The organism is Janthinobacterium sp. HH102 (assembly GCF_001758625.2).
Lineage (GTDB): Bacteria > Pseudomonadota > Gammaproteobacteria > Burkholderiales > Burkholderiaceae_D > Janthinobacterium.
Genome location: NZ_CP062062.1, coordinates 829,448 through 851,412 on the forward strand (window position 1 = coordinate 829,448; position 21,965 = coordinate 851,412).

Genomic DNA, 21,965 nt, shown 5'->3' on the forward strand with positions numbered 1-21,965 from the left:
TGAGTGTGCTTACTTTTGACAATTCACGCAGTAAAACGTGGAACGCTGTCCCTGCACGATTTGCCGGATCGGCGCGCCGCAGACGCGGCAGGGCTTGCCCGCGCGGTTGTACGTGAAATACGTCTGCTGGAAGTAGCCGGACTGGCCGTTTACGCCGATGAAGTCGCGCAGGGTGCTGCCGCCCTGCACGATGGCTTCGGCCAGCACGTCGCGGATCGCCTGCGCCAGTTTCTCGTAGCGGGCCAGGCCGATGCGCCGGGCCGGCGTTTTCGGGTTGATCCCCGCGCGGAACAGGCTTTCGGAACAATAGATATTGCCCACGCCGACGACGATGTCGCCCGCCATCAGCACCTGCTTGATGTTAGTGCCCTTGTTGCGCGTTTTCTCGAACAGCAGCTGGCCCGTGAAGCCGCCTTCGAGCGGCTCCGTGCCCAGCCCGCGCAGCAGCGCGTGGCCGTCCAGCGGGCCATCGGCCTCGTCGTGCCACAGCACGGCGCCGAAGCGGCGCGGGTCCGTCATGCGCAGCACCTGGCTGCCGCCGTCCGCGTCCTCCACGACGAGGTCGAAATGGTCGTGCTTTTGCGCCTGCGTCCCCGTCGGCAGCACGCGCAAATGGCCGGACATGCCCAGGTGGATGATCAGGGTGCCGTGGCGGAAGTGGATCAGCAGGTATTTGCCGCGCCGCCCCGTCAGGCCGATGGTTTGCCCCGACAATTGTTCGCCCAGGGCAGGAGGGAAGGGCCAGCGCAGGCCGTCGCGGCGCAGCACGACGGAGCGCACGGCGCGCCCTTCGAGGTGGGGCGCGACACCGCGCCGTGTGACTTCGACTTCTGGCAATTCTGGCATAGGGCTCGAATGGTTGAAAACCGGGTAAAAAACAGGCGGCTTGCCGGCTGAGGGCTGGCTCTGGCAGGCTACGCCGCCACGACGCATATATTTCGTTACATACGTGAAGTACGCGATAGCCGCGTTGGGCGTAGAATCAAACTTTGCCGTTTAGCCAGGATCAGCCTTTGAAAAACGCTTTCGCCATTGTAACCTTGTCCGCCCTGATGGCCACGCATGCCATGGCACAGACGCCTGTCGCCCCCGCCGATGCCGCGGCCAGCCCCTCTGCGTCTGCGCCCGCCGCGCCGCAGGAGCCGGACGCCACCTCCAAGGAGGGGCCCGCCGGCGATGAGCTGCCGAAGGTCGAATTGAGCAGCGACTTGCTGTACAAGCTGACCAAGGCCGAGATGGAATTCAAGAGCGGCCAGTGGCAGGGGCCGTACGTGACGATGATGGTGGCGGCGCAGCAGACGCGCGATCCGCGCCTGGCGCGCCGCGCTTCCGAAATGGCGCTGGCCGCCAAGCAGGGCAGCGAGGCGCTGGCGGCCATCCGCCTGTGGCGCGAGCTGGCGCCCGACTCGGACGAGGCGACGCAGTTCTTCCTCGGCTTTGTCGTGTTGACGGACAAGATCGAAGAAGCGGAACCGATTTTCGCCGAACGCCTGGCCAATGCGCCGCAAGGCGCACGGGGCGTGGCCCTGTTCCAGATGCAGCAGATTTTGTCGCGCTCGAATGACAAGCTGTATGCCTATTCGATGGTGACGCGCCTGGTTCAGCCTTACCTGGACATGTTCGAAGCACACCTGGTGCTGGCGCAGGGCGCCCTGTCGATCGGCGAGCGTGACCGTGCCATCGGCGAAGCGAACAAGGCGCTGGCGATCAAGCCAAACTCCGAGCTGGCCGTGCTGACCCTGGCGCAAGTGACGGGCGAACCCGAGGCGGCGGGCAAGGTGCTGGCCGCTTTCCTGCAAAAGAATCCGGATGCCGTCGAAGTGCGCGGCGCATACGCGCGCCTGCTGGTCGAACAGAAGCAGCTGGAACCGGCGCGCGACCAGTTCCTGCTGCTGTTGAAAAGCGCTCCCGATAACGTGGGCGCCCTGTATGCGCTCGGCATCGTGGCGCTGCAGCTGGAAGACACCAAGGGCGCGGAGCAGTACTTCAAGCGCTTCCTGGCCGTGCTCGAAAAATCTCCCGGCGACACGCGCGATCCGTTCAAGGCCCTGATGATACTGTCGCAGATCGCCGAGACGCGCGGCGACACGGCGGGCGCCATCGCCTGGCTGGACAAGGTCGACAACAGCGCATCAAGCGGCTATGTCGAGGCGCGCTTGCGCCGCGCCCAGCTGATCGCCCGCGGCGGCAATCTCGATGCGGCGCGCAAGGCGCTGACGGAAATCGAAACGGACGATCCGGCAAGCCAGGCGCAGGTGCTGCTGGTCGACGCGCAATTCCTGCGCGACGCCGGCTATGTGCAAAGCGCCTACACGGTGCTGGAAAACGCCTTGCTGCGCTTCCCCGACAATCCGGAGCTGCTGTACGACTACGCCTTGCTGGCCGAGCGCATGGACAAATTCGAGCGGATGGAGGCGAGCCTGCGCCGCGTGATGGCGCTGGCGCCCGACAACCAGCACGCGTACAACGCGCTCGGTTATTCGCTGGCCGAACGGGGCCTGCGCCTCGAGGAAGCCCATGCGCTGATCGAAAAAGCCTTGCAGATGGCGCCGGGCGACCCGTTCATCATGGACAGCATGGGCTGGGTGCAATTCCGCATGGGCAACCTGGCCGCCGCGGAAAACGCGCTGCGCCGCGCCTATGCCGTGCGCAGCGATCCGGAAATCGCCGTCCACCTGGGCGAAGTGCTGTGGCAAAAGGGCGACAAGGCCGAAGCGCAAAAACTGTGGCGCGAGGCACAAGGCAAGGACCCGAAAAACGAGGCGCTGAAAAGCACCTTGGCGCGCCTGAATGTCAGTTTGTGATTGAATCGATTATCTCAACTATAAAAAACCAGCGCCATGGCGCTGGTTTTTCCTTGTACCCATGTTAAAAAAACTGCTTCCCCTCACACTCGTCTGCCTGTCACTCTCGGCCTGCTCGACCCTGAGTTCCCCATTCTCGTCAGGCGCCGCGCCATCCGCCAACACCGTCGCGCCCTACCGCGAACAGGTGGAGCTGACGGGCCGCCTGAACGTCGTGTACCAGAAAGATGACAAGCCCGAATCGGCCACCGTCAATTTCAACTGGCAGCAGACGGCGCAGCGCACGGACGTGACCCTGTATTCGCCCGTCGGCAGCACGCTGGCGACGATTGCCGTCACGCCGCGCGAGGCCGTGCTGACGCAAAGCGGCAAGGCGCCGCGCAGCGCGCCCGATGTCGACACCCTGAGCGCGCAGATGCTGGGCTGGTCCTTGCCCGTGTCGGGCTTGCGCGACTGGCTGCAAGGCTATGCCGTGGGCGCCGATGGCAAGCGCTTTGTCGCGTCGCCCGCCAACGACAGCGTGACGACGAAAGACGGCTGGCGCTTGCGCTATGTGTCGTGGCAAGAAGTAGGGCAAAATGCGGCCGACAAGACACCGGGCGCCTTGCCCCAACCGCGGCGTATCGATGCCGAACGCAATGCCAGCGCGCAGGCCGATGCCGTGTCGCTGCGCATCGTCCTCGATCCCGCCCCATCCGCACCAGCACCATGACATTGACGACCCTGAATAACTGCCCGGCTCCCGCCAAGCTGAACCTTTTTTTGCACGTCAACGGCCGCCGCGCCGATGGCTACCATCTGCTGCAGACGGTGTTCCAGTTGCTCGACCATGGCGACACCCTGCACTTCGCGCTGCGCGACGACACGGCGATTGTCCGCGTGACGGAGCTGGCCGGCGTGCCGCAAGAGCAGGACCTGATCATCCGCGCCGCGACATTGCTGCAGGCGGAAGTATTGCGCCGCACGGGCGCCTTGCCGCGCGGCGTCGATATCGCCATCGACAAGGTGCTGCCCATGGGCGGCGGCTTGGGTGGCGGCTCGTCCGACGCGGCCACGGCGCTGATGGCGCTCAATCGCCTGTGGCAGGCCGGTTTGACGCGCGAGGATTTGATGGCGCTGGGTTTGCCGCTGGGCGCCGATATTCCGTTTTTCATCTTTGGCGAAAACGCCTTTGCCGAAGGCGTGGGCGAAGCCTTGCAGCCCGTCGCCACGCCCGCATGCTGGTATGTGGTGATCGAGCCGGGCGTGCAAGTGCCGACCGCCGCAATTTTTTGCGCGGAAGGCTTGACGAGAAATACCGAACCCGTCACAATAGCGGACTTTTCCAGGTACCTCGCAGAAGGAAACGATGCGGGCGGGTTTGGAAAGAATGATTTACAGCAAGTAGCATGCAGTCTTTTCAAGCCGGTAGCAGATGCGGTAGAATGGCTGGGTGCTTACGGTGAGGCCAGGATGACTGGCTCCGGTGCTTGTGTATTTAGTGCGTTTGGCAGTCAGGAAGAAGCGGATGCGGTGCTCAGCAATGTGCCACCAGTCTGGGTCGCCTGGAAGGCAAAAGCGCTGAATCGCCACCCGATGCTCACCATGTTGTAGAGAGCAAAAAAAGATTTTGCTTAGCGTCAAATAGTCGGTATAATACTGGCCAACATGACGGCAAGCAGTCAGTAACGTAGGGGAATCGCCAAGCTGGTTAAGGCACTGGATTTTGATTCCAGCATGCGAAGGTTCGAATCCTTCTTCCCCTGCCACCATTTCACCGTAGTCTGTCGATGCGAAGTTGGCGTCCAGTACGGGAAAAAGCAGATGTGCCGCCACGCGGCATATTCTAAACAATGACTGACCGGGCCTATGCCCGGTTAGTGCTTTTCAAGACTTCTTTATCACCTCTTGGGACTCCCATGGCTTACGAAAACCTGATGGTTTTTACCGGCAACGCGAATCCAGCGTTGGCAGAGGGGGTCGCAAAAAACCTCGGCATTCCTCTCGGTAAAGCAAACGTTTCGAAATTCTCCGACGGCGAAGTAATGGTCGAGATTAACGAAAACGTACGCGGCAAGGATGTTTTTGTTTTGCAATCCACCTGTGCTCCAACCAACGACAGCCTGATGGAAATCATGCTGATGGTTGATGCCTTGAAACGTGCTTCCGCTGGCCGCATCACCGCCGCGATTCCTTACTTCGGCTACGCCCGTCAAGACCGCCGTCCACGCTCCGCGCGTGTGGCGATTTCGGCCAAGGTGGTGGCGAACATGCTGGAAGAAGCCGGTGTCGAGCGCGTCCTGATCATGGACTTGCACGCTGACCAGATTCAAGGTTTCTTCGATATCCCAGTCGACAATATTTACGCTTCGCCAATTTTGCTGGGCGACCTGCAAAAGAAAAACTACCAGGATCTGCTGGTGGTGTCGCCGGACGTCGGCGGTGTGGTCCGTGCGCGCGCCCTGGCAAAACGCCTGGGCTGCGACCTGGCCATCATCGACAAGCGTCGTCCAAAAGCGAACGTGTCCGAAGTGATGAACATCATCGGTGAAGTCGAAGGCCGCAACTGCGTGATCATGGATGACATGGTCGACACGGCAGGCACCCTGACCAAGGCTGCCGAAGTGCTCAAAGAGCGCGGCGCGAAAAAAGTCGTGGCGTATTGCACGCACGCGGTGCTGTCGGGCCCGGCGATCGACCGTATTTCGGCCTCGCCGCTCGATGAGCTGGTCGTGACCGACACGATCCCCCTGTCCGAAGCGGCCCTGGCCTGCGGCAAGATCCGTCAATTGACGTGCGCGCCGCTGCTGGCCGAGACGTTCAAACGCATCATCAAGGGTGACTCCGTCATCTCGCTGTTCATCGATTAATTCGGCAAGAGCAGCAACAGACGTAATGCCTGCGGCGCGACCGGCTTTTGCCTGTTGCGCCGCAGTGTTTTAGTTTTCGGGGTGTTTTGCACCCATTTTCGAGGATTCCTGGTCGCGGGAGTCCTCATAACACAAGGCGCAAGCCTTGTTCTTCTTGGAGTTTCACATGAAAGTTATCGCATTTAAACGCGAATTGCAAGGTTCCGGAGCGAGCCGCCGCCTGCGCATTTCCGGCCAAACCCCTGGTATCGTCTACGGTGGCGCTGAAGCCCCGGTGCTGATCTCGCTGGATCACAACGCTCTGTACCACGCGTTGAAAAAAGAAGTGTTCCACTCGTCGATCCTGGATCTGGAAATCGACGGCGTTTCCCAGCAAGTTCTGTTGCGCGACTTCCAAGTCCACGCATACAAACAACTGGTTCTGCACGCTGACTTCCAGCGCGTTGACGCTAAGCAAGCTATCCACGTAAAAGTGGCGCTGCACTTCGTAAACGCTGACGTTTCCCCAGCAGTCAAACTGCACGGCGCGACCATCAGCCACGTAGCCAACGAAATCGAAGTTTCGTGCCTGCCAGGCCAACTGCCAGAATTCATCAACGTTGACCTGTCGAACATCGACGTCGGTCACTCGCTGCACGTTGGCGACCTGGTCCTGCCAGCTGGCGTGACCGCTGTCACCCACGGCGCCAACCTGACCATCGCTACCGCTTCGGTACCGGCTGGCCACGTTGCTGCTGAAGCCGAAGCCGCTGCTGCTGAAGCCGACAAGAAGTAATTTTGCCGCCGCAGCAATGCGGTAGTGGCAAGGAAAAACCCGCCAGGTTCGCCGCGCGGGTTTTTTTCTGCCTGTTTTCACCGATAATGCTTTCTTTTACATTGCAGACACAGCCATGCCCATACGCCTGATCGTCGGCCTCGGCAACCCGGGACCCGAATACGAACAAACCCGCCACAATGCCGGCTTCTGGCTGGTGGACAATCTTGCCAACAGCCTGCCCGGCACGCGCCTGCAGCGCGATTCGCGCTACAACGCCATGCTGGCGAAAACGTCGATTGGCGGCAACGAAGTCTGGCTGCTCGAACCGCTGACCTTCATGAACCGCTCGGGCCAGTCCGTGGGCGCGCTGGCGCGCTTTTTCAAGATTGCCGCCGATGAAGTGCTCGTCGTGCACGACGAACTCGATTTGATGCCCGGCATTGCGCGCCTGAAAAAGGGCGGCTCGGCCGGCGGCCACAATGGCTTGAAAGACATCACGGCCGCGCTGGGCACGCAGGATTACTGGCGCTTGCGCCTGGGCATCGGCCACCCGCGCACCCTGAGCCTGCAGCAGCAGGTGGCCGACTTCGTGCTGCACCGCCCGCGCCGCGAAGACCAGGAGCTGATCGAGCAGGCGATCGACAAATCCCTGCAGGTCATGCCGCAGATCGTCGAGGGCAAGTTCGAGGCGGCGACGATGAAGCTGCACACCGCGTAATTATTTTCCCGCCTTGCCGAAGCCGGCCATGATGGTTTTCGCCATCTGCTGCTGGCTGGCCTGGGCGCTGCTGCCGTCGCCCGCGTTGGCGGCGATCAGCAGGCCGTCGCCGCTGCCGGGCGCCAGCGCGATCAGCGCGTGCCAGTAGCCGTTCGAGCCCAGGTGGGTGAGTACACGCTGCGGCGCCTGGGGCGGGAAGTGCATCACGCCCCAGCCCAAGGCCGCATGCGTGTCGCCCTGCGCCGTGTGCAGCAAGACATACGTTTCCTGTTTCAGCAGCCTACCCTTGCCCTGTTCGCCATGCAGTTGATCGAGCGCAAACTTTGCCCAGTCTTGCATGCTCAGGTGAATTTCCCCATCGGGCGCCATCATCAGCGGATTGCTGGCCATCAAGCCGGCGATCGGCTTGTTTTCCTTGTGGCCCAGATTCTGTCCGCGCACCGTGAAACCGAAGGCGGCCCGCATGCCCAGAGGGCCGAACACTTCCGCCTGCATCAATTCCTCGTACGTTTTGCCCGTGACACGCTCGGCGATGGCGGCGGCGATCATGGCGCCGCTGTTCGAGTAATGCGATTCGCCGCGCGGCGCGGCCACGGGCGCGTCGGCCAGCGCGCGCTGCGCGTACTCCTGGCGCAGCAGCGGCAAGGGGCGCGTGTCCGCGTAGGTGGAATCGATCCACGCTTCATCGGGATTGGGCGGCAGGCCGGCGCGGTGCGACAGCAGATCCATCAGATTGACGTCGCGGTATTCGGCGCGCATGCCGGCACTCAGCGCGGGCAGCATGGTTGACAGCGGCGCATCCCACGACAGCACGCCCCGTTCCACCAGCCGCGCGATCAGGGTCACCGTCATGGCCTTGCCGTTGGAGCCGATATTCCACACGTCATCGGCGCGCACGGCATCGTTGCCGTCATTGGCCCGTACGCCAGCCTGCGCCTGTGCCTCGATCTTGCCGTCGCGAATGACAAGCATCGCCATGGCCGGTACGCTCTTGTCGGCCAGCGCCTGCTGCAGCATGGCGTTCAAGTCATGGGCGCGGGCGGCGCCGCTCAGCAGCAAGGTGGTGCTGCAAACGAGTGCGGCAAGCAGGGTTTTCATGGAGTCTCCAGTCGATAGGGTGAGGTGAACATGTTAAAATGGTCGCAAAACATGATTTAATTATTGTTTTACGATAATTTATTCTAACCACACTTGACACTTTCGTATACTTTTAAAGATGAAAAAAAATCCAACGGGACCGGCGGCGCTGAGCCGGCGCGTGCGCTACGGCGTTTCGGGATTCTTTGTGCTGTACCTGCTGCTGACGGTGCTGGGCTGGCTGGCGCCTGCGCCGGCCGCGCAAGGCAGCCTGGGCGGCGCAGGCATGTATGAACTGTTGCTGCAATTGCAGAGCCAGCCATTCGCGCGCCTGGCAGCCATGCCCCTGTGGCAGCGGGGGCTGGGTCTGGCGCTGGCCTTGCCGGCTTTGTGCGTGCTGGCCGATGCCGTGCGCCAGCTGGCCCTGGTCTTGCGCCAGTTCGAGCAGGGCGTGTTTTTTACGCCGCAGGTGGCGCGCCACTTTCGCCGCTTCGCCGGCGGCTTGCTGCTGGGAACGGTGCTGACTTTGCTGGAACCCACCGTGCGCGGAATGCTGTTTGGCTTGCTGGAAGAGGGAACGCGCCAGTTGCGCCTGGTTATCGACATCACGGGCGGCGACCTGTGGACCTTGCTGCTGTGCTCGATTTTCTTTGCGCTGGCGCAAATCCTGCATGAAGGCCAGCGCCTGGCCGATGAAAACAGCGGGTTCATCTGATGGGCATCGTCGTGCGCCTCGATCTGGTACTGGCCAGGAAAAAAGTGAAATCCAAGGAACTGGCTGCCTTTATCGGAATCACGGAGCAGAACCTGTCCCTTTTAAAATCGGGCAAGGTGCGCGGCGTGCGTTTCGATACCTTGTCGAAAATTTGCGAGATGCTCGAATGCCAGCCCGGCGACATCCTGGAATTCGATGCGTCGCAGGCGGATGACGGGGATGGCGACAGTTAAGGTCGCCAGGGCGGTTTTTTTGAAGAGTAGGGTGCATAGAGGTACAATTGACCCTTAGAGCATGAATACAGCAAGATTATCCAGAAAACGCCCGCAACGGCCGTTTTGCACCAGCCGCTTGCCGGCAATATTGATTATTTAAAGGTTTTCCATGAGTCTCCAATGCGGTATCGTCGGCTTGCCGAACGTCGGCAAGTCCACCCTGTTCAATGCACTGACGAAAGCCGGCATCCCGGCTGAAAACTATCCGTTCTGCACCATCGAGCCGAACGTCGGCGTCGTCGAAGTGCCGGATCCGCGCATGGATGCGCTGGCCGCCATCGTCAAGCCGGAACGCATGGTCAACGCCATCGTGGAATTCGTCGACATCGCCGGCCTCGTGGCCGGTGCATCGAAGGGCGAGGGCCTGGGCAACCAGTTCCTGTCGCACATCCGCGAAACGGACGCCATCGTCAACGTCGTGCGCTGCTTCGAAGACGACAACGTCATCCACGTGGCCGGCAAGATCAACCCGCTCGACGATATCGAAGTCATCCAGACCGAACTGGCGCTGGCCGACATGGGTACCGTGGAAAAAGCTATCCACCGCGAAAACAAGAAAGCCCGCTCGGGCGACAAGGATGCGGCCAAGCTGCTGGCCATCATGGAACGCATGATGCCGTACCTGAACGACGCGAAACCCGTGCGCGCCATGGGCCTGGACGCCGACGAAATGGAACTGATCAAGCCTTTGTGCCTGATCACGGCCAAGCCGGCCATGTTCGTCGCCAACGTGTCCGACACGGGCTTTACCAACAATCCGCTGCTGGACCAGCTGACGGCGTATGCGCAATCGCAGAACGCCCCCATCGTCGCCATCTGCGCGGCGCTGGAAGCGGAAATCGCCGACCTGGACGACGCCGACAAGGGCGCCTTCCTGGCCGATATGGGCATGGAAGAGCCGGGCCTGGACCGCCTGATCCGCGGCGCGTACAAGCTGCTGGGCCTGCAAACCTACTTCACGGCAGGCGTGAAGGAGGTGCGCGCCTGGACCATCCATGTGGGCGACACGGCACCGCAAGCGGCCGGCGTGATCCACACCGACTTCGAACGCGGCTTCATCCGCGCGCAAACCATCGCCTATGACGACTTCATCGCCTACAAGGGCGAAGCGGGCGCCAAGGAAGCGGGCAAGATGCGCGCCGAAGGCAAGGAATACGTGGTCAAGGATGGCGACGTGCTGAACTTCCTGTTCAACGTCTAAATCCCGGCAGGTCCCGTACGGGGCGAGCATGAACCCTGCAAGTCATTGATTTGCAGGGTTTTTTATTGCCCGTTTGTTTGACTTCATCGCCTTGCCATGCCGCGGATTCCTGCCCGGCCGGTTGCGCTTGTCTTGCCTTTTCCTATACAATGAGAATAATTCTCATTTATATTGATGTGCCTGCCGTCTTGCTGGCCATCGACCACAGGAAGGGTATCGTGAGCACCGCCGAGTTAGCGCTACAGCAGCAAGTCAGCAGTCTGTACACCAACCACCACCGCTGGCTGCGTGGCTTGTTGCGCCGCAAGCTGGGCAATGCCTTCGACGCGGCCGACCTGGCGCACGATGTGTACCTGCACCTGATGAAGACGGGCAGGGTGCCGCCGGCCGGGGAGTCGCGCCGCCATCTGACGCAGATCGCCAACGGCATGGTCATCGACCTGTACCGCCGCCGCCAGATCGAGACGGCCTACCTGGAAGTGCTGGCCCTGGTGCCCGAGGCGCTGGCCCCGTCCGAGGAAGAGCGCGCGCTGGTGATCGAGGCGCTGACGGAAATCGATGCGGTGCTGCACGGCTTGCCCGCCAAGGCGCGCAAGGCCATGCTGCTGTGCAAACTCGATGGCCTGAGCTACCGCGACATCGCCGCCGAATTGCAGGTGTCCGTCTCGTCCGTCGAAAAATACATCGCCGCCGGTTTGCTGGCCTGCTACCAGGCCTTGCATGCGCGGGACGCCTGAACCATGGATGTGGTGATCGCGCCCGCCATCGTGCAGCAGGCGGCCCAGTGGATGGCGCGCCTGTGGTCCGATGACGCCAGTGACGAAGACCGGGTTGCCTGTGCCCGCTGGTGCGACGCGCATCCGCACCACGCCATCGCCTGGCAGCGTTTGCAAGCGTTCGAGGGCAAGCTGCACAGCTTGCCGCGCGATGCGGCCCGGCACGCGCTGCGGGAGCCGGCACCGGCCGCCTACCTGAGCCGCCGCCGTGCCCTGAAGCTGCTGGCCGTGCTGCTGCCCGTGGGCGGCATGGCGTACCTGCTGCGCGGCACGGAGGCCTGGCAAGTGGCCACGGCAGGCCACGGCACGGCCACCGGCGAGATCCGCGAGATTATCTTGCCTGACGGCACGCGCGTCATGCTGGCCTCGGCTTCCGCCATCGACGTGCGCTTCGACGCGAGCGAGCGCTTGCTGGTCTTGCGCGCGGGCGAAATCCTCGTCACCACGGCCCATGATCCGGCGCAGAGGCCATTCCGCGTGCAGGGCCGCCACGGCACGGTACGGGCGCTGGGCACGCGTTTTACTTTGCGGCAAGACGAATACACGTCGCGCGTCGCCGTCTTCGAAGGCGCCGTCGAGATACGCCTCGCGCATGCGCCCGGCAACGCCGTGGGCGTCGCCACGGGCTACAGTGCCATCTTCTCGGCCGACATCGTGCAATCGGCCGCCCCCGTGCCGGCCAGCGCGGCAGCCTGGAGCAAGGGCGTGCTGGTGGCCGACAACATGCGCCTCGATGCCCTGATCGCGGAACTGGCCCGTTACCGCCCCGGCCTGCTGCGCTGCGACCCGGCCGTGGCCAGCTTGAGTGTCAACGGCGTGTTTCCCCTGCGCGACACGGACCGCGCACTGCACAACCTGGCGCTGGCCTTGCCCGTGCAAATCGTGGCGCGCACGCGCTACTGGGTGACCGTCCAGGCCGCTGCCTGACAATTGCGCGGACCCGATTGAGGGTTTTGCATTCTCGTTCGGGATATAGGGTGAGAGCCACCCTTATCCATTGAACTTATGCACGCGTTTTCCCGTTTTTCCCATGAGTAGCCCAAGCAGCCAGGCCGGCCCGATCAGCCGGATACTGCAGCCCATCCGCGGGCGCCTGATCGCCGCCGCCGTGCTGGCCGGCACGGGTTCCATGCTGACCCTGGTGCCGCTGGCCGGCATCGCGCACATCGCCAGCATCGCCCTGGCCCCTGCTGCCACGCAGCTTGGCATCTGGCCCACCATTCTCGTCAGCGTCGCCTGCCTGTTTGCCGGCATGGCCCTGATCACGCTGGGCGAGCTGGCCGCGCATCTGGCCGACAACCGCCTCACCCATCAACTGCGCCTGCAAGCCATGCAGCGCCTGGGGCAGGTGCCGCTGGGCTGGTTTACCAGCCGTGCCTCGGGCGAGGTCAAGCAGGCGATGCAGGACGACATCAACACCCTGCACAGCCTCACCGCCCATTTTTATACGACGACGGGGCGCGCCGTGGGCGCCATCGCCATCTCCGTCCTTTATCTGTTCGCCATGGACTGGCGCCTGGCCCTCGTCGCCATCCTGCCGTTTCCCGGCTTTTTTCTCTTCTTCGGCCGCGCCATGAAGGCCAGCGCAGGCAATATGGAGCATTTCGTCGCCGGCATGGGGCGCATCAACAATGCCGTGGTGGAGTTCGTCAATGGCATTCCCGTGGTCAAGGCCTTCGGCGCCACGGGACGCGCGCATGGCAGTTACCGCGCGGCCGTCGATGCGTTTGCCGAGGCGTTTGCCGCGTTCACGCGCCCGCTGGTCGGTTCGATGGCCAATGCCAATGCGCTGATCGCGCCCGTCGCCGTGCTGGGCGTGGTGCTGATCGCCGGCACCGTGTTTGTGGCGCTGGGAGCGATGGCGCCCGTGGATATCCTGCCGTTCGCCCTGGTGGCGCCCGGCATTTCCGCGCCGGTGCTGCTGTTGCACTATCTGACGCATGACCTCAACAACGCCACGGGCGCGGCCCAGCGCGTGCAAGCCTTGCTCGATACGCCGGTGCTGGCGCAGCCGGCGCCGGAGCAGCAGCAGTTGCCCAACGGTACCGAGATCCGCATGGAGCGTGTGGGCTATGCCTATGACGGACACAACAAGGTGCTGTCGGACATCACGCTGACCATGCAGCCCGGCACGGTGACGGCCATCGTCGGCGCCTCCGGTTCCGGCAAGTCGACCCTGGCGCCCCTGCTGCTGCGCTTTTTCGACCCGACCGAAGGGCGCATCACCCTCGGCGGCGTCGACCTGCGGCACATCGCCACGCCCGAGCTGTACCGGCGCATCGGCTTCGTGCTGCAGGAAGTGCGGCTGATCCACGCCAGCGTGCGCGAGAACATCGGGCTGGGCCGGCCATCGGCCAGCTTGCATGCGATCGAAGACGCGGCGCGCCTGGCGAATATCCACGAGCGCATCCTGGCCTTGCCGCGCGGCTACGATTCCGTCATTGGCGAGGATGCGCAACTGTCCGGCGGCGAGTTGCAGCGCGTGAGCATCGCTCGCGCCGTGCTGCTCGACCCGTCCGTGCTGGTGCTCGATGAAGCGACGGCCGCGGCCGATGCGGAAAACGAAGTGGCGATCCAGGACGCGCTGTCGCGCTTTGCCCGTGGCCGCACCCTGCTGGTGATCGCGCACCGGCTCGACACCATCATGCATGCCGACAACATCGTCGTCGTCGAGAACGGCGCCATCGTCGAGCAGGGCAGCCATGCCGGCTTGCTCGCCCACGATGGCCGCTATGCGCAACTGTGGGCGCTGGGCGGCTATCAGAATTCCCCGGAAGAAACGGTGCTGCCATGCTGAAGACATTCATTCAACTGCTGGGCGACGATGCGCGCGTGTTTCGCCGCTACTGTGCCATGGCGCTCGCGTATGGCGTACTCAGCGGCTTGACGATCACGGCGCTGGTGCTGGCCCTGGGCCGCCTGCTGGGCGGCGACGCCGGCGGCGCGGCCCTGTGGCTGCTAGTGCTGCTGGCCGGGCTGCTTGCTTGCTGGGCCTGGCGGCGCCAGGTGGAAAAAGCCGGCGTGCGCGTGGGCGTGACGGTGCTGCAAGGGGCGCGCCAGCGCTTGGGCGACCACGTGGCGCGCCTGCCCGTCGGCTGGTTCACGCCGGAGAACACGGCAAAACTGGGCCATGTCATCACGCAGGGCATGATGAACGTGGCGCAGCTGCCCGCCCACGTATTGACGCCCGTGATCTGCGGCGCCGTCACGCCCGTGGTATTGCTGGCCGCGCTGTTTGCGCTGCACTGGCAGCTGGGCGTGACGGCGCTGCTGGCGCTGCCCCTCCTGGCGGGTACCTTGCGGCTCACGGTGCACCTGGGCCAGCGCGCCGACGACGCTTATCACCACCATTTCGCCCGGACCAGCCAGCGCCTGGTCGAGTTTGCGCAAGCGCAATCCGTCTTGCGCGCCTTCCATGGTGACGGCGATGGTGCTGCTGACGGCGGCACGCGTTTCCTGCAGCAAGCGATCGACGGGCAGCGCCACGCGGGCACGCGGCTGATCTATCTGTCGGCCTTGTCGTCCGTGCTCAACGCCTGGTCCGTGCAAGCCATCTTCGCCGCCTTGCTGGCCGCCGTCGCGCTGTGGCTCGATAGCGTGCTGGGCGGTGCAGCCGCTGCGCCGGACGCCATCGCCGTCATCGTGGCCTTGCTGCTGGTGGTGCGCTTCGTCGACCCGCTGCAGGAAGTGGCCAGCTACGGCGAAGTGCTGCGCGGCGCGCGCGGCCCGCTCGATGCGGCGCGCGATATTTTCGCCGTGCAGCCGCTGCCGGAAGCACGCGGGCCGCAGGCGCCGCGCGATGGCGCGGTCGAGCTGCGCAATGTGCACTTCCGCTATGCACAGGACCAGCCCGACGTATTGACGGATATCAATCTGCACATTGCGCCGGGCAGCATGACGGCGCTGATTGGCGCTTCCGGTTCTGGCAAGACGACATTAGTACGCCTGATGGCGCGCTTCTTTGACGCCAGCCAGGGTAGCGTGCTGGTGGGCGGCGTCGATGTGCGGCACATGTCCAGCGAGCAATTGGCTGGGCAGATCAGCCAGATCTTCCAGGACAGCTATCTGTTCCAGGGCAGCATCGCCGACAATATCCGTATTGGCAAGCCTGGCGCCACCGATGCCGAGGTGCTGGACGCGGCGCGCCAGGCGGGCGCAGCCGAAATCATCGCCCGCCTGCCGGAGGGGCTGGCTACGCCAGTGGGAGAGGGCGGCGCGCGCCTGTCCGGCGGCGAACGCCAGCGCATCGCGATCGCCCGCGCGCTGGTCAAGGATGCGCCGATTCTGCTCGTCGACGAGGCGACGGCCGCGCTGGACGCGGAAAACCAGGCCGCCATCGCCGAGGCGCTGGCGCGGCTGCGCGGCAAGCGCACGGTGATCGTCATCGCGCACCAGCTGTCGACGGTGGCCATGGCCGACCAGATCGTCGTGCTCGACGGTGGCACGATCCGCGAGCAGGGCGCGCCGGGCGCCTTGCGGGCACAGAACGGCCTGTATGCGCACTTCCTGGCCCAGCGCCGGGCGGCCAAGGGCTGGCGCATCGCCTCCGCCGCACAGCAGCCATGAACGGGATGACGATTTGATACAGGCGCGTCTGTTTTTCGTCTTCCTGCTGCTGTGTGCGGCTTCGCTGCTGGTCGGCGCCAGGCACATCGCCTGGATCGAACTGCTGTCGTCTTCCTGCGCGCTGTCTGACGACGCCTGGCTGACCCTGACGGCCAGCCGCCTGCCCCGCCTGACGGCGCTGGTGCTGACGGGCGTGGGCCTGTCCGTCTGCGGCGTCATCCTGCAGCACATCGTGCGCAACAAGTTCGTCGAGCCGGCCACTTCGGGCGGCCTCGACGCGGCCAAGCTGGGCATCCTAGTCGCGCTGACCGTGGCGCCGGCCGCAGGCACGGCGGGCAAGATGGCGTTCGCGCTGGCCTTCTGCTTTGCCGCCAGTCTCGTGTATGTGACCCTGATCCGCCGCATCCGCTTCAAGAACACGATCCTGGTTCCCGTGATCGGTCTCGTGTATGGCGGCGTGCTCAGCGCCGTGGCCGAGTTCTATGCCTACCGCCACAACATCCTGCAAAGCATGCAGGGCTGGCTGCTCGGCGATTTCTCGAAAATCGTGCAGGGCAACTATGAAATCATTTATCTGGTCCTGCCCATCGTTGCCCTCGCGTATCTGTACGCGCAGCGCTTTACGGTGCTGGGCATGGGCGAGGGGCTCGCTACCAGCCTGGGCCTGAACTATGCGGGCACGGTGGCACTGGGCCTGATGCTGGTGGCCGTCACGGTGGCGGCCACGGTGATCACGGTGGGAGCGATCCCGTTTGTCGGGCTGGCCATCCCCAACCTGGTGGCCTTGCGCCATGGCGACAACCTGGGCCGCACCTTGCCCATCGTCGCCCTGTACGGCGCCTCGCTGCTGCTGGCCTGCGACATCGCCGGGCGCCTGCTGATCTACCCTTTCGAAGTGCCGATCGGCCTGACGGCGGGCGGCGTGGGCGGGGTGCTGTTCCTCATGCTGATCATCCGGGGACGCAGATGAGGCGCATCGTCAAGCAGCGCACGCTCTGGCTGGCCGTGTTCGTCCTGGCGCTGGTTTTCCTCTTCCTCGGCGCCAATTTCGATGTCGATTACATCATCCCGAAGCGCCTGGCACGCCTGGCCGCTATCGTCATCGGCGGCGTATGCGTGGCCGTGTCTTCGATTGTTTTCCAGACCATTGCCGGCAACCGCATCCTGACGCCGGCCGTCATGGGTTACGAAGCCGTGTATTTGCTGTTGCAGTCGCTGCTGATCCTCGCGATGGGCATGCACAGCGTGCTGCTGCTGGGGCAGAACGGCAATTTCATGCTGTCCATTGCGCTGATGCTCGCCTACTCGTGGGCCATCCATTACTGGCTGTTTCGTGATGGCAAGAACGACGTATATTTTTTGCTGCTGCTGGGCTTTGTGCTGACGATGGTGATCGGCACGTTCACCCAATTCATCCAGCTGCGCATCAGCCCGGGCGAATTTGCCATCTTGCAAGGATTCAGTCAGGCATCGTTCAACAAGGCGCAGCCCGCACAACTGCTGTATTCGGCCCTGCTGGCGGGCGCCGCCTGCGTGGCCGTGGCGAAGACCCTGCCGGCGCTCGACGTGCTGGCGCTGGGCCGCGAGCAGGCCATCTCGCTCGGCATCGATTACCGGCGCATGGTGCAGCTGCAGCTGGCGCTGATCGCCGTGCTGGTGGCCGTGTCGACGAGCTTGCTGGGGCCCACGGCCTTCATGGGCATCTTTGTTGCGAACACGACTTACGCCCTGGCCCGCACGGCGCGCCACCGCCTAACCTTGCCTTTGGGCTGCGGCATCGCCATTGCCATCTTCCTCGCCGCCCAGCTGCTGGTCGAGCATGTTTTCAATTACCGGACCACGGTCGGCATCCTCGTCAACCTGGTGTGTGGCGCGTATTTCCTCGCGCTCATGGTCCGCACCCGAGGCACCGCATGATCCACGTCAACCACATTGAAAAAAGTTACGGCGCCAGGCGCGTGCTGGCCAAGGTCAGCGCACAGTTTCCCAAAGGGAAAGTGACGTCCTTGATCGGCCCCAACGGCGCAGGCAAGACGACCTTGCTGATGCTCATCGCGCGCCTGCAGGAGGCGAACAAGGGCGAGATTACGATAGGCGGGCGCGATATCGCGTCAATCAAGATCCAGGACTATGCGCGCCAGGTGGCCACCCTGCGCCAGGCTCCCGATTTCCATCTGCGCCTGACGGTGGAAGAGCTGGTTGCCTTCGGCCGCTTCCCCTACAGCCGCGGCGCGCTGACGGCGCGGGACCGGCAGGCGATAAGCGACGCCATCGCTTTTTTGTCGCTGGAAAAATTGCGCCTGGCATATGTCGACGAGCTGAGCGGCGGCCAGCGCCAGATGGCCTTCCTCGCCATGACGATAGCCCAGCAGACGGACATATTGCTGCTCGACGAGCCGCTCAACAACCTCGACATGAAGCACGCCGTGCAGATCATGCGCGCGCTGCGCCGCCTGTGCGACGAGCAGGGACGTACCGTGGTCCTGGTGATCCACGATATCAATTTCGCCGCCAATTATTCGGACCACATCGTCGCCATGCAGGACGGCGCCGTGCGCTTTGCCGGTCCCGCGCACGAGGTCGTCACCGAGGAGCGCTTGCGCGCGCTGTACGACATCGATTTCCACATCGTGCGCAATGAACGCGGCTGCCTCTGCAATTACTTTACCCCCACAGGAGCTTGAAATGATCTGGAACAAATCCCGCTGTGCGCTGGCCGTGCTGCTTGCCGCCGCGGCCGTCTTGCAAGGCTGTACCGACAAGCCGTCCACGCCTGCGCCAGCGCCCGCCGCCTCCGCGCCACCGCAGGCGTTCGCGCCCATCACCATCGTGCATAAACTGGGCACGACGGTGATCGACAAGCGTCCGCAGAGCGTGGCCGTGCTCGACATGAACGAGGTCGATTTCCTCGACCAGCTGGGCGTGCCCGTGGCCGGCATGGTGAAGGATTACGTGCCGCATTTCCTCTCACGCTACAAGGATGACCAGGGCATCCGCGACCTGGGCGCCATCGTGCAGCCCAATCTTGAGCATATCCACGCGCTCCAGCCCGACCTCGTGCTGATGACGTCGATCCAGGCCAATCACTACAAGGAACTGAGCCAGATCGCGCCCACCTTGCATTTCGACGTCGATTACCAGAACAGCGAGAGCAAGCACATCGACGTGGTCAAGCAGCATTTGCTGATACTGGGGCGTATCTTCGGCAAGGAAGACATCGCCAGCCTGAAAGCGCAGGAGCTCGACGCCAAGGTGGCGGCCGCGCGCAAGGTGACGCAGGCGCGTCCCGAGAGGGCGCTCATCGTGCTGCACAACAACGGCGCCTTCAGCGCGTTCGGCGTGCGCTCGCGCTACGGTTTTGTTTTCGACGCGCTGGGCGTGAAAACCGCCAGTTCGGCCATCGAGGCGGGCTTGCATGGACAACCGATTACCAGCGAATTCATCCAGCAAGCCAATCCCGACATCATTTATGTTGTGGACCGCACGGCCGTGATGGAACACCGTCCCGTCATGACGGCCGAGCAGATGGCCAATCCGCTGTTGCGCCAGACCAATGCCTGGAAGAACGGCCGTGTCGTCTTCGTCGATGCCGACGCCTGGTACATCACGGCGGCCAGCGTGACGTCGTTGAAACGGGTGATCGACGACGTGCTCAGCGCTTATGAATGAGAGCAATTATTTTTTGTAATGATTCGTATTTGCGTTGAGGGTTTTGTCTTTTCGTCCGGGAAATAGGGTGAGAACAAGCAATCACCCATCTGAAAAGGACTTAATTATGGCAACACGCATGGCAGCACGCCACCTTCCCGCCTTGAACCTGAGCCGTATCGCCACCGCCGTGCAACTGGCGCTCATCACGGGCTTGAGCCTGGGAGCGCTGGGCGTGGCGGCCCCTTCAGCGTATGCGCAGGAGGCGCAAGCCCGGCAAGCGTTCAGCGTGCCGGCGGGAACCCTCGGCCTGGCGCTCAATACGTTCGCGGCGGCGGCGGGGATCGAATTGACGGTGGATGGGGGCCTGCTGCAGGGCAAACACAGCGCCGGCCTGGCCGGCAGTTACAGCGTGCCCGAGGGTTTTTACGAATTGCTGCGCGGCCACGGCCTGCACGCCGTGCGCGAAGGCAATGGCAGCTACACGGTGCGCCGCGAAGCGGTCCATAGCGCCGCCGCCGAGGCGGCCGCAACCATGCCGGCCGTGACGGTGTGGGGCAAAGGCAACACCGTGACGGATGCCTATGCCGGCGGGCAAGTGGCATCCGGCGGCCGCGTGGGTTTCCTGGGCGATAAGGATTTCATGGAAACCCCGTTCAACACCATCAGCTATACGGACAAATTCATCGAAGACCGGCAGGCGCGCGACATCACCGATGTGATTGCCGCCAACGACCCTACCGTCTTCAGCAGCGGCATGACGGGCATCATCGGCGAGAATTATTCGATCCGGGGCTTCAGTTCGAATATCGGAGATGTCGCGTTTGGCGGGCTGTACGGTATATCGCCGTACTACCGCACCTCGCCTGAAATGTTCGAGCGCATCGAAGTGCTGAAGGGGCCATCGGCCTTGCTCAACGGCATGCCGCCTGGCGGCTCGGTGGGCGGCAGCATCAATCTCGTGCCCAAGCGCGCGGGCGACACGCCGCTGGCGCGGGTGACGGCGTCGTACATGTCGGACTCGCAATGGGGAGGACATATTGATCTGGGGCAGCGTTTTGGCGAGAATAAACAGTTCGGCATCCGCGTCAACGGCGTCTACCGCGATGGCGACGGTGCCATTGACCACCAGCAAAAGAAGACCCGGCTCATTTCCGTGGGCCTCGACTGGCGTGGCAACGGCGCGCGCCTGTCCGCAGACCTGTATAGCAGCGAGGACCGCGCCGATGGCTTGAACCGGGGCGTCAACCTGGCCGCCGGCTTGCCCGTGCCGCGTCCGCCGAAACCGGAGACCCTGCTCAATCCCAGCTGGGCTTTTTACGACACCAAGGACAAGGGCGCCATGCTACGCGGCGAGCTGGACGTGAACGAACAGGTGATGGCCTACGCCGCCGTGGGCGCCAGCCAGGCCGACTACCGGTCGACGGGCGCCTATCTGATCCAGGTGTTCAACACGGCTGGCGACTATCGCACCAATCTTGCGGACCTGGGTTTTGATGTGGAGAAACAGTCGGCGGAAGCGGGCTTGCGCGGCAAGCTGCGCACGGGCGATATCGGCCATCAATGGGCCGTCAACGCCACGTATTACCACCACACGGACAAGCAGTACGGACGCCGCAATACCTTGGCGAAAGATTGGATCACGAATATCTATCGCCCCGTCTGGGGGCCGGCGACGCGTTTCGAGGCGCCGCAAATTTCCAAGGCGGAACTGCGTCTGGCTAGCTTCGGCCTGGTCGATACGCTTTCCTTTGCGCAAGACAAGGTGCAACTGACGGCGGGCTTGCGCCGCCAGGAAGTGCTCAGCGATAACTTCAACATCAAGACGGGCGCGCGTACCTCGCGTTACGACAAAGGCGCCACCACGCCAGCCGTCGCCCTGCTGGTCAAGGCGAGCAACACGGTTTCTCTGTACGGCAATTACATCGAAGGCTTGAGCCAGGGCGCCACGGCGCCGTTGACGGCGGCCAATTCGGGCGAAGTCTTTGCGCCATACAAGTCGAAGCAGGCGGAGCTTGGCTTCAAGGCCGACCTGGGCGAGTTCGCGCATACGGTTAGCGTATATGAAATCAAGCGTCCCAGCAGCTACGTCGATCCGGTCAGCAATGTCTTTTCCTTCGGCGGCGAGCAGCGCAACCGTGGCATCGATTGGGGCTTCTTCGGTTCGCCCCTGCGCGACGTACGCCTGATGGGCGGCGTCGCGTATGTCGATCCGGTCTTGAGGAAGACCGTGGGCGGCGCCAACCAGGGCAAGCAGGCAACGGGCGTGCCCAAGCTGCAGGCAAAGCTGGGCGTCGAGTGGGATACGCCCGCCATCCCCGGCGTGACCCTGACGGCGAACGCGACGGCGGCATCGAAGCAATACATCAATAGCGACAACTCGCTGTCCGTGCCGGGTCGTACCGTGTTTGACCTGGGTGCCCGCTATGCCACCGCCGCGGCCGGCTGGCCCCTGACCGTGCGCGCCAGCGTGACGAACGTCGGCAACAAAGCGTACTGGGCGCTGCCGCAATGGACCAGCCTGGGCCTGGGCGCGCCGCGCACCTTCATGCTGTCGGCCACGACGGAGTTTTAAGCCG

20 protein-coding genes and 1 tRNA gene are annotated in these 21,965 nt (G+C 63.5%); 19 read left to right on the forward strand and 2 right to left on the reverse strand.

The window, feature by feature from the left end; all coding sequences use genetic code 11:
• Window positions 1–9 precede the first annotated feature (9 nt).
• Window positions 10–846 carry a bifunctional DNA-formamidopyrimidine glycosylase/DNA-(apurinic or apyrimidinic site) lyase gene (gene mutM / locus JAB4_RS03755; RefSeq protein WP_070221676.1) on the reverse strand — a complete coding sequence of 279 codons (837 nt, stop codon included), beginning with the start codon at window positions 844–846 and terminating at the stop codon, window positions 10–12.
• A 167-nt stretch (window positions 847–1,013) separates the two neighbouring features.
• Between mutM and JAB4_RS03760 the strand changes: the two genes are divergently transcribed.
• From JAB4_RS03760 to pth, 7 genes are all read left to right on the forward strand, one after another.
• Entirely contained in the window at window positions 1,014–2,804 is a 1,791-nt protein-coding gene (locus JAB4_RS03760; RefSeq protein ID WP_070221675.1) for a tetratricopeptide repeat protein, read from the forward strand.
• Between the two features lie 61 nt (window positions 2,805–2,865).
• Window positions 2,866–3,516, forward strand: a complete 651-nt coding sequence (locus JAB4_RS03765) for an outer membrane lipoprotein LolB (RefSeq protein WP_070221674.1) — start codon at window positions 2,866–2,868, stop codon at window positions 3,514–3,516.
• The gene (gene ispE, locus JAB4_RS03770; protein WP_070221673.1) at window positions 3,513–4,397 is read left to right on the forward strand and encodes a 4-(cytidine 5'-diphospho)-2-C-methyl-D-erythritol kinase; all 885 of its coding nucleotides are present in this window, start codon (window positions 3,513–3,515) and stop codon (window positions 4,395–4,397) included. The genes JAB4_RS03765 and ispE overlap by 4 nt, the downstream gene beginning before the upstream one ends.
• Before the next feature lie 78 nt (window positions 4,398–4,475).
• Window positions 4,476–4,552 (forward strand) — tRNA-Gln (locus JAB4_RS03775).
• Between the two features lie 150 nt (window positions 4,553–4,702).
• Window positions 4,703–5,653, forward strand: coding sequence for a ribose-phosphate pyrophosphokinase (locus JAB4_RS03780; RefSeq protein WP_034753270.1), 951 nt, complete (start codon window positions 4,703–4,705; stop codon window positions 5,651–5,653).
• 166 nt (window positions 5,654–5,819) lie between these two features.
• Entirely contained in the window at window positions 5,820–6,428 is a 609-nt protein-coding gene (locus tag JAB4_RS03785; RefSeq protein ID WP_070221672.1) for a 50S ribosomal protein L25/general stress protein Ctc, read from the forward strand.
• A gap of 115 nt (window positions 6,429–6,543) precedes the next feature.
• The gene (gene pth / locus JAB4_RS03790) at window positions 6,544–7,128 is read left to right on the forward strand and encodes an aminoacyl-tRNA hydrolase (protein WP_034753275.1); all 585 of its coding nucleotides are present in this window, start codon (window positions 6,544–6,546) and stop codon (window positions 7,126–7,128) included.
• On the opposite strand, the gene JAB4_RS03795 is transcribed toward pth, so the two are convergent.
• Window positions 7,129–8,226 (reverse strand): serine hydrolase domain-containing protein, encoded by a 1,098-nt coding sequence (locus JAB4_RS03795; RefSeq protein WP_070221671.1) that lies wholly within the window; start codon window positions 8,224–8,226, stop codon window positions 7,129–7,131.
• A gap of 118 nt (window positions 8,227–8,344) precedes the next feature.
• Between JAB4_RS03795 and JAB4_RS03800 the strand changes: the two genes are divergently transcribed.
• The 12 genes from JAB4_RS03800 to JAB4_RS03855 all read left to right on the forward strand — a co-directional run bounded on the left by JAB4_RS03800 (window position 8,345) and on the right by JAB4_RS03855 (window position 21,961).
• A complete protein-coding gene (locus tag JAB4_RS03800; RefSeq protein ID WP_070221670.1) occupies window positions 8,345–8,920 on the forward strand; it encodes a hypothetical protein in 576 nt (191 codons plus the stop codon).
• The gene (locus JAB4_RS03805) at window positions 8,920–9,153 is read left to right on the forward strand and encodes a helix-turn-helix transcriptional regulator (protein WP_070221669.1); all 234 of its coding nucleotides are present in this window, start codon (window positions 8,920–8,922) and stop codon (window positions 9,151–9,153) included. The genes JAB4_RS03800 and JAB4_RS03805 overlap by 1 nt, the downstream gene beginning before the upstream one ends.
• 151 nt (window positions 9,154–9,304) lie before the next feature.
• Window positions 9,305–10,396 carry a redox-regulated ATPase YchF gene (gene ychF, locus JAB4_RS03810; RefSeq protein WP_034778348.1) on the forward strand — a complete coding sequence of 364 codons (1,092 nt, stop codon included), beginning with the start codon at window positions 9,305–9,307 and terminating at the stop codon, window positions 10,394–10,396.
• A gap of 218 nt (window positions 10,397–10,614) precedes the next feature.
• Window positions 10,615–11,133 carry a sigma-70 family RNA polymerase sigma factor gene (locus tag JAB4_RS03815; RefSeq protein ID WP_070221722.1) on the forward strand — a complete coding sequence of 173 codons (519 nt, stop codon included), beginning with the start codon at window positions 10,615–10,617 and terminating at the stop codon, window positions 11,131–11,133.
• A gap of 3 nt (window positions 11,134–11,136) precedes the next feature.
• Window positions 11,137–12,099 carry a FecR domain-containing protein gene (locus JAB4_RS03820; protein ID WP_070221668.1) on the forward strand — a complete coding sequence of 321 codons (963 nt, stop codon included), beginning with the start codon at window positions 11,137–11,139 and terminating at the stop codon, window positions 12,097–12,099.
• 103 nt (window positions 12,100–12,202) lie between these two features.
• A complete protein-coding gene (locus JAB4_RS03825) occupies window positions 12,203–13,969 on the forward strand; it encodes an ABC transporter ATP-binding protein (RefSeq protein WP_070221667.1) in 1,767 nt (588 codons plus the stop codon).
• Complete coding sequence (locus JAB4_RS03830; RefSeq protein WP_070221666.1) at window positions 13,963–15,738, forward strand: ABC transporter ATP-binding protein; 1,776 nt, start codon at window positions 13,963–13,965, stop codon at window positions 15,736–15,738. The genes JAB4_RS03825 and JAB4_RS03830 overlap by 7 nt, the downstream gene beginning before the upstream one ends.
• A gap of 16 nt (window positions 15,739–15,754) precedes the next feature.
• Window positions 15,755–16,708 carry an iron chelate uptake ABC transporter family permease subunit gene (locus tag JAB4_RS03835; protein WP_175444789.1) on the forward strand — a complete coding sequence of 318 codons (954 nt, stop codon included), beginning with the start codon at window positions 15,755–15,757 and terminating at the stop codon, window positions 16,706–16,708.
• Complete coding sequence (locus JAB4_RS03840) at window positions 16,705–17,655, forward strand: iron chelate uptake ABC transporter family permease subunit (RefSeq protein WP_070221664.1); 951 nt, start codon at window positions 16,705–16,707, stop codon at window positions 17,653–17,655. Before JAB4_RS03835 ends, JAB4_RS03840 begins: the two co-directional genes overlap by 4 nt.
• Window positions 17,652–18,422 carry an ATP-binding cassette domain-containing protein gene (locus tag JAB4_RS03845; protein ID WP_070221663.1) on the forward strand — a complete coding sequence of 257 codons (771 nt, stop codon included), beginning with the start codon at window positions 17,652–17,654 and terminating at the stop codon, window positions 18,420–18,422. Before JAB4_RS03840 ends, JAB4_RS03845 begins: the two co-directional genes overlap by 4 nt.
• Window position 18,423: 1 nt before the next feature.
• Window positions 18,424–19,407 (forward strand): siderophore ABC transporter substrate-binding protein, encoded by a 984-nt coding sequence (locus tag JAB4_RS03850; protein ID WP_070221662.1) that lies wholly within the window; start codon window positions 18,424–18,426, stop codon window positions 19,405–19,407.
• A gap of 118 nt (window positions 19,408–19,525) precedes the next feature.
• On the forward strand, window positions 19,526–21,961 hold the full coding sequence (locus JAB4_RS03855) for a TonB-dependent receptor (RefSeq protein WP_175444788.1): 2,436 nt from the start codon (window positions 19,526–19,528) through the stop codon (window positions 21,959–21,961).
• The last annotated feature ends 4 nt before the right edge of the window (window positions 21,962–21,965 follow it).